Source organism: Archangium sp., from assembly GCF_036388035.1.
Lineage (GTDB): Bacteria > Myxococcota > Myxococcia > Myxococcales > Myxococcaceae > Archangium.
This window is the reverse complement of the sequence record NZ_DASVSO010000025.1, coordinates 25,817-36,305: the sequence shown is the minus strand read 5'-3', so window position 1 is coordinate 36,305 and position 10,489 is coordinate 25,817. Positions and strand designations below refer to the sequence as shown.

Genomic DNA, 10,489 nt, shown 5'->3' with positions numbered 1-10,489 from the left:
CGGCCTGGCGGTCGCATTGGCGGCGAGGTCTTGCACCGAGGCCAGGCCGGGCGTGGGCTCGAGCATGGGGCGCAACGCACTGCGTTGAGAGGGGGCGACCTCCTGGAAGACACCGAAGGGGGCGTAGCCGGAGAGGGTGAGCACCACCTGGTGGGGGCCGGGCGCGAGCTCCACGTCCTTCAACGGCGTGGTGCCCACACGCTGCCCGTGCAGCAGCACCTGCGCGCCGGAGGGGACGGAGTCGATGGCGAGCGTGCCCTGGGGCCGGCGCGACAGGCCCACCTTCGCGGCGTTGAAGGCCTCATGCACCTCCTGGCCGAAGAGCTCGGACTCGGGCTGGAGGCCGGGGGCGGCGAGCAGCGCGCGGCCGAAGGCCTCCTGCGCTCCGGCGACATCCCCGTTGAGCAGCCGGCAGGCGCCCAGGAAGACGTAGACGCGGCCCAGGCGCTCGGGCTTCGTGTCCACCGCGTAGCGCTGGTAGAAGGCCGCCGCCTCGGTGAACTTCTTCGCCGCGGCCTCCGTATCCAGGTTGTCGTAGAGGGCCCTGCCTGCCTCGAAGAGGGCATCGCCCTGCTTGAGGGAGACGGGGGGCGGCGGCGGAAAGAGGCTCGCGATGTCCACGAGCTGCACGTCCGCCTGGCCACCGAGCGAGTGGCGCAGCTCCGTCTCGATGCGAGCGGCGGACTCGGAAGCGCTCCGATCCGCCGGCACGGCCAGCACCGCGACGCGGCCCGTCCAGGCGGGAGGTGGGGGCTGGGGCGGAGGAGTCGGCTCGGCGGGAGCCGCCGGAGCGGAGGCCTGGGGCTCCACCGGTGCCTCCCTCGGAGCCTCGGCCGGGGCGGGCGCGGCGGCCTTCGGAGCGGGCACCTTCTGCTCGGCCCGGGGTGCCTTCTTCGCCTTGCGCGCCGAGGCGGACGAGCCACGGCGGGGCGCGGCTTCGGTCGGACCCGAGGCCATGCTCAACACGAGCGCGAGCGAGAGGGCGAGGGGAGTCTTCAGAGGCACGGCCCGCGATGCTAGCCGAGCACGGGGGCCGGGCACCATGCCCACCCCACACACCGGGGGGGCGGTCCCGGGAGTTCCCGGAGCCCGCCCCGCCGGAGTCCTACACGTCGAGGTCCTCGACCTCGTTCGCGCTCTCCATGATGAACTTGAAGCGCGCGCTGACGTCCCGGCCCATCAGGTCGTTGATGATCTGATCGGTGAGCAGCGGGTTGTCGATGGTCACCTGCAGGCTCTGGCGCTTCTTGGGATCGAGCGTGGTCTCCTTCAGCTCGTCCGGAGTCATCTCCCCCAGACCCTTGAAGCGCATGATGTTGGGCTTGGCGTTGCCCTTGGTCTTCTCGCGGATGATCTGGTCGCGGTGGACCTCGTCGAGCGCCCAGTACGTCTCCTTGCCGATGTCCACCCGGAAGAGGGGCGGCTGGGCGAGGTAGATGTGACCCTGCTCGATGAGCGGGCGCAGGTGCCGGTAGAAGAAGGTGAGCAGCAGCGTGGCGATGTGGTTGCCGTCGCTGTCGGCGTCCATCATCAGGAAGATGCGGCCGTAGCGCAGCTTGGTGATGTCGAAGTCACTGCCGATGCCGCAGCCCAGGGCGCTGACGATGTCCGTGAGCTCCTTGTTGCCCACCACCTTGTCGGTGGAGGCCTGCTCGGCGTTGAGCACCTTGCCGCGCAGCGGGAGGACGGCCTGGGTGCGCCGGTCACGACCCTGCTTGGCGCTGCCGCCTGCGGAGTCACCCTCGACGAGGAAGAGCTCGCTGGTGCCGGGCTCCGTGGAGGAGCAGTCCGCCAGCTTGCCCGGCAGGTTGAGCCGGTGGCTGACGGCCGTCTTGCGGCTGATGGCCTGGGAGGCGGCGCGGCTGGCCTCGCGGGCGCGAGCGGCCAGCACGATGCGGGCCACCACCGCCTCGGCGATGGACTTGTTGTCGTTGAGCCACTTCTCCAGGGCGGGACGGATGACGCTGTCCACCTGGGCGTTCGTCTCCGGGTTGTTGAGGCGCCCCTTCGTCTGGCCCTGGAACTGCGGCTCCACCACGTAGGTGGAGAGGATGGCCGTCATGCCCTCGCGGATGTCCTCCGCGGTGAGCGTGACACCCTTGAACGAGAGGTCGTGCGTCTCGATGTAGTTGCGCACCGCCTTCACCACGGCGCCGCGCAGGCCCGCCTCGTGCGTGCCGCCCAGCGGCGTGGGGATGCCGTTGACGTACGAGCGGATGTGCTCGTCCGTGGCCTCCGTCCACACCAACGCGGCCTCCAGGCGCACCCCGTTGTCACGCGAGTGGTAGAAGATGGCCGTGCTGCCCGAGGGCACCACCGGCTTGCCGCGCTCGCCCACCACCTTGGTGAGGTACTCGGCGATGCCCCCGTCGTGCTTGAACTCCTCCTTCACGTGCGGATGGGCCGTCTCGTCCCTCCAGACGACCGTCATGCCCTTGTGGAGGTAGCTCTTCGCCTCGAGCCGCTCGCGGATGAGCGCCGCGTCGAACTTCAGCTTCTCGCCGAAGATCTCCGGGTCCGGCTCGAAGGTCATGGAGGTGCCGGTGCCACGCGCCGGACCCTCGGCCTTGAGCGGGCTGGTGGGCTTGCCCTTGCTGTACGTCTGCACGTGGCGCTTGCCGTCGCGCTTGATCTCCACCACCAGCTTGCGAGCGAGCGCGTTCACCACCGAGCTGCCCACGCCGTGCAGACCGCCCGAGTGGATGTAGTTGCCCTGCTCGAACTTACCGCCCGCGTGAAGCGTGGTGAGGATGATCTCCACCGCCGGCTTCTTGAACTTGGGCATGATGTCGATGGGGATGCCTCGCCCATCGTCCACCACCGTGATGGTGCGGCCGTCCTTGTGGAGCGTGACTTCCACGGTGGACGCATAGCCGTTGATGACCTCGTCCACCGAGTTGTCGAGGATCTCCCACAGCAGGTGGTGGTAGCCCGTGCCGTCGGTGCCACCGATGTACATCGCCGGGCGCTTGCGAACCGGCTCCAGGCCCTCGAGGACCTGGATGTCGGCGCCCGTGTAGGTCGTCTTCTTGGTCGTCGCCATCGTCGGCTACTCCTTCTTCTGCTCCGGCAACGGGATGAAGTGGGGCGCACGCACCACTTCCTTCACCGTGTCCTTGCGCGACATTTCGTGACCCTTGCCACCGCGGCCCGTCACTTCGTACTTGCCGGGGTGCAGGGTGAGCCTGCGGCCCTTCTGCGTGTCGAAAAGGATCCCCGCCTCCTTGTTGCCCTGGGGCGCGACCTGGAAGTCCACCACCCGGTCTCCCTCCTCCACCTTGATGACGCTCACGCCCTTGCCCGGGCCGGCCAGCTCGTTGATCTCCGCCACCTTGCACACCAGCGCGCTGGTGCGCTCGGTGAGCACGGCGACCAGGTCCTTGTCCTCCACCGGCTGCACGCCGACGATCTCATCGCCCTCGCCCGTCTTCGCGTAGCGACGGCCGGCGCGGGTGGAGATCTCCAGGTGCGGGGCGAGCGGGAAGCGCATGCCCTGGCCCTGCCGGGTGACGCCCAGCAGCTTCTCGGGACGCCACAGCCGGGTGTCGAGCGACAGGGCCGCCACCACGCGCTCGCCGTCGTCGAACTTGAACAGCTTCTGCACCGGGTCTCCGTAGCCCGTGGAGGCGGGCACGTCGTTGAAGCGCGTGACGTAGGCGGTGCCGAAGTTGCTGAAGAGCACGAGGTTCGCCTTGAGGCTGCCGGCGAGCACCGTCATCACCGCGTCGCCCTCGCGCAGACGGGTGGAGCTGGGGTCCTTCACCTCGCGCACGCGCTTGATCCACCCGTCGCGGGTGATGACGACGTGGGCGTCCTCGTCCGCGATGAGGGCCTCGGCGTCGAAGGTCATCTCCTCGGCACCGCGGAAGCTCACCTTGGTGCGGCGCTTGCCCGTGCCGTAGGCGGTCTTCACCTCGGCCAGCTCGTCCTTCACCGTGTTCCACAGGCGCTGGTTGCTCTTGAGCAGGGCCTCCAGCTCCTTGATCTGCTTGCGCTTCTCCTTGAGCTCGTTCTGGACCACCAGGATCTCCAGGCGGGCCAGCTTGTAGAGCTTCATCTCCAGGATGGCGTCCACCTGGAGCTCATCCAGCTTGAAGCGCGCGATGAGCTTCTTGGCCGCGTCCTGCTTGCCCTCGGACGCGCGGATGATGCGGATCATCTCGTCGAGGGCGTCGTAGACCTTCTCGAAGCCCTCGAGGATGTGGACGCGCTTGTTCAGCTCGTCGAGCTGGTACTGGATGCGGCGCTTGATGACCTGGAGACGGAAGTCCAGGAAGTACTGGAGGATCTCCTTGAGCCCCAGCCGCCGGGGCGTGCCGACCTCGGGGTTCTCCGGGTTGGGCACGAGGCAGGTGAGGTTGACGTTGAAGTTCGTCTGGAGGGGCGTGTTCTTGTAGATGTACGCCATCACCAGCTCGGCGCTGGCCTCCTTCTTGAGCTCCAGCACGATGCGCACGTCCTTGGTGGACTCGTCGCGCACGTCGACCACGAGCGGCAGCTTCCGCTCCCGGACGATGTCGCCCATCTTCGCCACCAGCGTGGACTTGTTCACCGTGTACGGGATGGACGTGATGATGATCTGCTGTCCGCCCCGCTTCATGTCCTCCAGCTCGTACTCGCCGCGCAGGCGCACGCTGCCCTGACCGGACTCGTAGATCTCCTGCAGTTCCTTCTGGGAGTTGAGGATCTCGCCGCCGGTGGGGAAGTCCGGGCCCTTGACCCACTTGAGGAGCTGCTTGGTGGTGAGGTTGTTGTCATCCACCAGGGCGATGAGCGCGTCGACCAGCTCGCCCAGGTGATGGGGCGGGATGTTGGTGGCCATGCCCACGGCGATGCCCGTGGTGCCGTTCATCAGCAGGTGGGGAACGCGAGCGGGCAGGACGATGGGCTCGGTGCGGGTGCCATCGTAGTTGGGCCGGAAGTCGACCGTCTTCTGGCCCAGCTCGTTGAGCAGCTCGTCGGAGAGCTTCTCCAGGCGGCACTCGGTGTAACGGTAGGCGGCGGCGGCGTCGCCATCGAGCGAGCCGAAGTTGCCGTGGCCGTCCACGAGGGGGTAGCGCAGGGAGAAGTCCTGCGCCATGCGCACGAGGGCATCGTAGATGGCGGTGTCGCCGTGCGGGTGGTAGGGGCCCATGATGGCGCCGACGACCTGAGCGCACTTCTTGTACTTCGCGTCGTGCGAGAGGTTCAGGTCGTTCCACATGCCGTACAGGATGCGGCGCTGCACGGGCTTGAGGCCGTCGCGCACGTCGGGCAGGGCGCGCGAGGTGATGACGGAGAGGGCATAGTTGAGGTAGCGCCGACGGGCCTCCTCGGCCAGTCCAGCGGGCGTGGAGCCGCCACCCCCACCCCCGGCGGCCGCGGCGACACCATCGCCACCCCCACCCGAGGCGCCCTGCTTCTTCCGCGTCTTGTTTTCGGCTTGTGCGAGCATGCTCATGTGTTCAGGCCAGGAACGTCCCTATCCATATGGAACGCGGGACGCGGCTCGCGCAGTCCGGGTTCCGGGATAGGAGGTGTGAGGGCGGCGGACTACCACGGCCCTCTGTTTAAGGGAACAAATTCGAGGGGTTGCAACGCCTCGGGAGTGGAAGAGCTATACACGTGTTCAGGTGTTTGGGCCACGAAATCGCATGGGGGAGGGCCTCGGAGGTGGGGTGAGCACGCTTGCCTGCCTGGGTTGGGACCGGGACGACGGGTGACTCCCGTCGCGCACTGGGGGTAGGGGCGTGAGCCTACTTGGGGGGTAGGCAGGCGAGGAGCCAGAAAGGGCCTGTTTGTCCTCCCAGGTAGGGTGGAGGGCTTCCAGGCCGTGCGGCACGGGGACACGTCGGGCGAGCCATTGAGCGGATATCGCATAGGGGACTGACATGCCCCTCGTGCTCGCTCGTTGGGCTGTCAGACGGCCTGGGTAGCGTGGGCTCGGGCCTCGAGCCCTCCCGCCGAGGAGGCGTGGCATGTCCGTGCGTGCTGCTGTCCCGGGCTCTCCAGGGGTTCGGGGGCTTGCTCATTCGAGGGGCTTGCTGGCGTGGGTTTTTCTCCTGGTGCTCTCGGGCTGTGCGACGGGCCGGCCTTCTTCGCGAGGGCTGTTGCTGGGCCACCGTGCTCGACATCTCGCCCCGTCGATGGGGCACGCGCGCAACGCGTCCCTGGACAGGGGAGGCGGTGGCCCGGCCTCCTTGCCGCTCCAACTGGTGCAGGGCGGGCTGGTGGAGTTGGACGCCTTCGAGGCGCTGCTCCTCTGGGCCGGGCTGGGTGATTCTCACCTGCTGGCCTCGCGCGAAGCGCGCCTCACACCCGAGGATGCGGCGGAGTTGTATGACGCGCTGCTCGCCAGGCCCGTCACGCTGGCCCGTTTCGGCCCACGTCTGGCGGCCTCGTACCTGCTGCGGGAAGTCATGGAGGGCGAGGAGGAGGTGTCTCGCCCCGCCCTGAGCGCACGCGTGCGGCGCTTCGAGGGACTGGCGGTGCTGCGCCCCGATGGCTGCATGGCCTGGGCGCTGAGTGGTGAGACGCAGCAGCGCGTGGGCGTGGTGGCGCTGAAGGACGGGGCGCTGCGGGCAGGGCCCTTCGAGGTGGGTCGCTTCTACGACGGGCGCAGCGGCGTCTTCTTTCCGGTGGACGAGGGCCTCCAGCGAGTACGCACGGGTCCACCCCTGGCCGAGGTGTACAGCGACGCGGACGTCATCAACCGCACCCTGGATGGCGCGGAGGACGCCTTCCGCGACACGGTGCTGGCGCTGGGCGGACTGATAGTCCATCCGGGGGACAGCCTCGCGGCGCTCTCGCAACTGCCCCAGGGCGTGGCGGCGCTCGTGCCCCACTCGCCGCAGTACCTCGAGCACTTCCGGTTGATGACGCGGGGCGAGCAGATTCGTGCCCTCTCCCGGTTGACCGTCACCGTGCTGGCCACCTATGGCGCCGCCGCCGGCACGACTCGGACGATGGCCACGATGGGCAGCGGTCTGGAGGCACTCTCCGTGCCCGCGTTGTCGCTGTCGGCGGACGGTGCCCTGGTGCTCCAGCGGGTCGTGCCCGTGGGGCGAGCCGCCAGCGTGCTCGGCGGAGGTGCCGGTGCCGCCGTCGTGCTCCACATGGCCAACCCGTCGGTCCAGGGTCAGGGCGGGAAGTCAGGCCCATCCGGGCAGGGACAGGGTCCTGGGCAGTGGCAGCCGGTCAAGGAGTCCATGAGCCGGCGCGCGGCGCGTTTCCAGGAGCAGGTCTCCGGCCAGCCCGTGGACCAGTCATATGTGGTCCGGGGCACGCGTTTCGATGGCTTCAAGGACGGTGTGCTGCTGGAGGCAAAGGGACCCGGTTACGCCAACAAGTTCACCGACAAGCTGGCGCCCAAATCGTGGTTCACCCGGGGGGCGCGCAACCTGGTGGAGCAGGCTCAGCGACAGTTCCAAGCCGCGAAGGGCACGCCCATCCGTTGGCACGTCGCGGAGGCCAAGGTGGCCGAAGCCATCCGAGCGCTCTTTGCGGATAATGGTGTGCGGGGCATTGAAGTGGTTCACACTCCGGCACTCCCTTGAAGGAGGATGATTTGATCGAGACCTACTACGCGGGGGCTTACTGGGGCGCCCGAAAGGAGTCTCCCGAGGAATGTGGTCAGCGCGCGGAGGCGATGTTCACCGCTCTGCGTACGGTCGCTCCTGATTTTGCCCATTGGCTCAAGCAGGGGCGTTCTCGCAGAGAAGCACTCCAGCGTCCTATCGAGACGGATCGAGCCACGTTGGCGAAAATGTTTCGGCGTGGGAAGGATCGGGTGTTCGAAGAGCTTGGCTTTCGTATCAGCGGATGGAACGGCGCCAGTGACGACGAGGCCAGCTCCTTCCTCATCAGCGCTGGTATTCATTCGGAGGAGCGCATCGTCAACGCGTGCGTATTCGATCTGCCCAGCCAGGGGCTGGACGGTAAGGAAGGGCCGAACGCGCAGCGGGTGCTGACGGCGAATGTTCTCTCCGGGCTGGTCCGCGCCATGGCGGTGGGCTGGGAGCCGGAATGGGCGATCGCCACATCTCGCGCGCACCGGGAACTCATTCCAAGGCCCCGGCCGACGCGACTGTGGGGCTGGGTGACCTATTACTCGGACCAGGTGGGCCGGGTGCCTCCGCTGCCCGCGCCCGTGCGCATGGAGCGTGTCGAGGACAAGGGCACGCTCCTCGTCCTCACCCCCGAGCGCTTCACCGCGAGCAACCCCGAGCATGTCGCGCTCGCCCACCGCGTCGGCGAGCTGCTCGACCGCGCGGGGCTGCTCGGGCCTCCGCTTCCCTGACGGGACTTCCGCGGGGCTCTACTTGTTCTCGGTGCCGACGCGCTTGCCGCCCTGGGGCGCCTTCCCCCAGCCGCCGCGCCGGAAGATCATCACATTGCCGCTGTTGGCGCTCCCGCTGAGCATGCCCGGAATGGTCGCCTCGAGGGCCTTGCTCCCCGGCGGGTGGTAGACGACGCGCACCTTGCGGCCCGAGGGCAGGTTGTTGCTGGCGTCGATGAGCAGGAAGACGATGTTTTCCTCGATGTGGATGCGATCCGAGTCTCGCCGGTGGTCCAGCTCGGTGAGCAGCTCGCCGTCATCCACGGTGCGAACCCCGTCGAGCCGCCGCACCTTCACGCGCAGGTAGCTCTCCCCGTTCCCGCCCGAGAAGTCGCGCACGCCCTGGACGATGATGGCCAGGTCCGCGCCCGTCTCGGCCGCCTTGTCCGGCAGCTTCAGGCCTGATTGGGCGCTCGAGTCCGTGTCGAGCAGCAGGGTGGCGTTGGCGCAGCGGTTCCCGCACTCCTGCCCGAAGGGCAGCTTGTCGAAGCGCAGCCGCAACGCGAAGTCACCGCCCTGCGGGCCCGCGGTTGCCTCCACCACCACGGGACGCTCCTCGTCCGGGGGAGGGGAGTAGCGGAGGGTGGCTCGGTCCTTGGCCATGGCGCTCGTGGCGAGCAGGGCGAAGGCCAGGGGGAGCAGCGGGTTCCTCAAGCGGGGACTCCTCGGCGGGGAAAGGGTCCCCATTCAAATGCGAAGCGGTGTCCCGCCTCAAGGGCCACGCCGGGCCCTCCTGGGGAGCGTAGAGTGCGTCCGGACGCCGTGGGGCGGAGTCCCGCCCGGAGGATGACGATGGAAGCTCTGTACGTGCGCCAGCTCAAGCTCGGGCCGATGGACAACTTCGTGTACCTGGTGGGTCCCAAGGACTCGCCGGAGGTGCTGGTGGTGGACCCGGCCTGGGATGTGCCCGCCATCGAGAAGGCCCTCGGGGAGGACGGCAAGCGCCTGGTGGGCGCCTTCATCTCCCACTGCCACGGCGACCACACCAACGGGCTGCCGGACCTGCTCTCGCGCCACGACGTGCCGGTGTACGCGCAGCGCGAGGAGGTGGACTTCTCGGCGGACCTGCGGGCGCTGGCGGGTGGGGCGCTGAGTCCCCTGGGGCCGGGCGACAGCCTCACCGTGGGCGGGCGTGGCTTCCAGGCGCTGCACACCCCGGGGCACACCCCGGGCTCGCATTGCCTGCTGGCCCAGGACGCGCTGGTGTCGGGCGACACCGTCTTCATCAACGGCTGCGGCCGGTGCGATATGCGCGGAGGCAACCCGGAGGAGATGTACCGCTCGCTGTCCCAGGTGCTGCTGAAGGTGCCGGACAGCACGCGGCTCTTCCCGGGGCATGACTACGCGGACGTGCCGGTGGCCGCCCTGGGGGACGTGCGCCAGCACAACCCGTACTTCGCCTTCCCGGACGTGGCCGCCTTCGTGGCCTACCGGATGCGTCCGAGGCGCTGAGGCCCATAGCCCATGTTCTCCGGGCGCGCGGCGCGCAGCGACCACCGGGCGAAGAGGCCCAGCAGCGCGAGCGAGACGAACGACCAGAGCGCCGCCCAGGCCCAGGTGGGCACGGGGGTGAGGTGGGCGAGCACGGACGCGTCGCTGACGGAGCGGACGGCGCCGTGCAGCAGGTCCGAGCGCAGATCGAACGCCACGTAGAGCGCGGTGAAGGCGGCGAGGAAGAGGTTGAGCATGTCCACGCCGCCATCCGGCAGGTACTTCGCCGCGAGCGCCAGGGCGAGCGCGGTGCCCAGGCAGAAGGCCAGGGTGGAGCCGTCGCCGGCATAGAGGACGCCCATCACCGCGAGGCCCATACACGACGCGGCGAGCACCCAGCGGCGCAGCCGGAAGCGGAAGGTGGCCAGCAGCAGGAAGGCTCCGGCGAGCGCGCTGCCCAGGTAGCCCGCGGAGGAGACCGCCACCTGGGCCGGCAGGCCGGAGGGCATGCGGGACAGGCACGCGCCGGACTCGAGGGCGGCGAGGGTGATTCGCTCCACCGCGCCCCCCGTCACCAGGGTGGCCAGGGCATGACCGCTCTCGTGCATCATCACCACCAGCAACTTGAGGGGCCACAGGGCCGGCGAGTCCCAGAAGAACCAACCCGCGCCCAGGAGTACGAGGAGAAGGGCCACCCGGCCGAAGTTCAGCTTTGCGCCGCTTGAGGTCTGCATTCCGGGC

Annotated in this window: 8 protein-coding genes; 3 read left to right on the top strand and 5 right to left on the bottom strand. The window is 68.8% G+C overall.

All coding sequences use genetic code 11. The features are described from left to right. From VF697_RS01185 to VF697_RS01175, 3 genes are all read right to left on the bottom strand, one after another. The coding region (locus VF697_RS01185) for a PEGA domain-containing protein (protein ID WP_331091403.1) at nt 1–1,005 on the bottom strand (1,005 nt) is incomplete at its 3' end. A 100-nt stretch (nt 1,006–1,105) separates the two neighbouring features. Further along, entirely contained in the window at nt 1,106–3,043 is a 1,938-nt protein-coding gene (locus VF697_RS01180; RefSeq protein ID WP_331091401.1) for a DNA topoisomerase IV subunit B, read from the bottom strand. A 6-nt stretch (nt 3,044–3,049) separates the two neighbouring features. Continuing rightward, on the bottom strand, nt 3,050–5,434 hold the full coding sequence (locus VF697_RS01175; RefSeq protein WP_331091399.1) for a DNA topoisomerase IV subunit A: 2,385 nt from the start codon (nt 5,432–5,434) through the stop codon (nt 3,050–3,052). 745 nt (nt 5,435–6,179) lie between these two features. Between VF697_RS01175 and VF697_RS01170 the strand changes: the two genes are divergently transcribed. Both VF697_RS01170 and VF697_RS01165 read left to right on the top strand, forming a co-directional pair. Further along, entirely contained in the window at nt 6,180–7,535 is a 1,356-nt protein-coding gene (locus VF697_RS01170) for a Tox-REase-5 domain-containing protein (RefSeq protein ID WP_331091397.1), read from the top strand. Continuing rightward, nucleotides 7,532–8,278: an immunity 52 family protein gene (locus VF697_RS01165; protein WP_331091395.1), complete on the top strand. Its 747-nt coding sequence runs from the start codon at nt 7,532–7,534 to the stop codon at nt 8,276–8,278. Before VF697_RS01170 ends, VF697_RS01165 begins: the two co-directional genes overlap by 4 nt. Nucleotides 8,279–8,296: 18 nt before the next feature. On the opposite strand, the gene VF697_RS01160 is transcribed toward VF697_RS01165, so the two are convergent. Next, complete coding sequence (locus VF697_RS01160; protein ID WP_331091393.1) at nt 8,297–8,971, bottom strand: hypothetical protein; 675 nt, start codon at nt 8,969–8,971, stop codon at nt 8,297–8,299. 138 nt (nt 8,972–9,109) lie between these two features. Here VF697_RS01160 and VF697_RS01155 point away from each other — a divergent pair, with 138 nt between their 5' ends. Continuing rightward, a complete protein-coding gene (locus VF697_RS01155) occupies nt 9,110–9,769 on the top strand; it encodes an MBL fold metallo-hydrolase (protein WP_331091391.1) in 660 nt (219 codons plus the stop codon). On the opposite strand, the gene VF697_RS01150 is transcribed toward VF697_RS01155, so the two are convergent. Beyond that, nucleotides 9,745–10,482, bottom strand: a complete 738-nt coding sequence (locus VF697_RS01150) for a M50 family metallopeptidase (protein WP_331091389.1) — start codon at nt 10,480–10,482, stop codon at nt 9,745–9,747. The two genes, VF697_RS01155 and VF697_RS01150, sit on opposite strands and share 25 nt — an antisense overlap. Nucleotides 10,483–10,489: the final 7 nt, after the last annotated feature.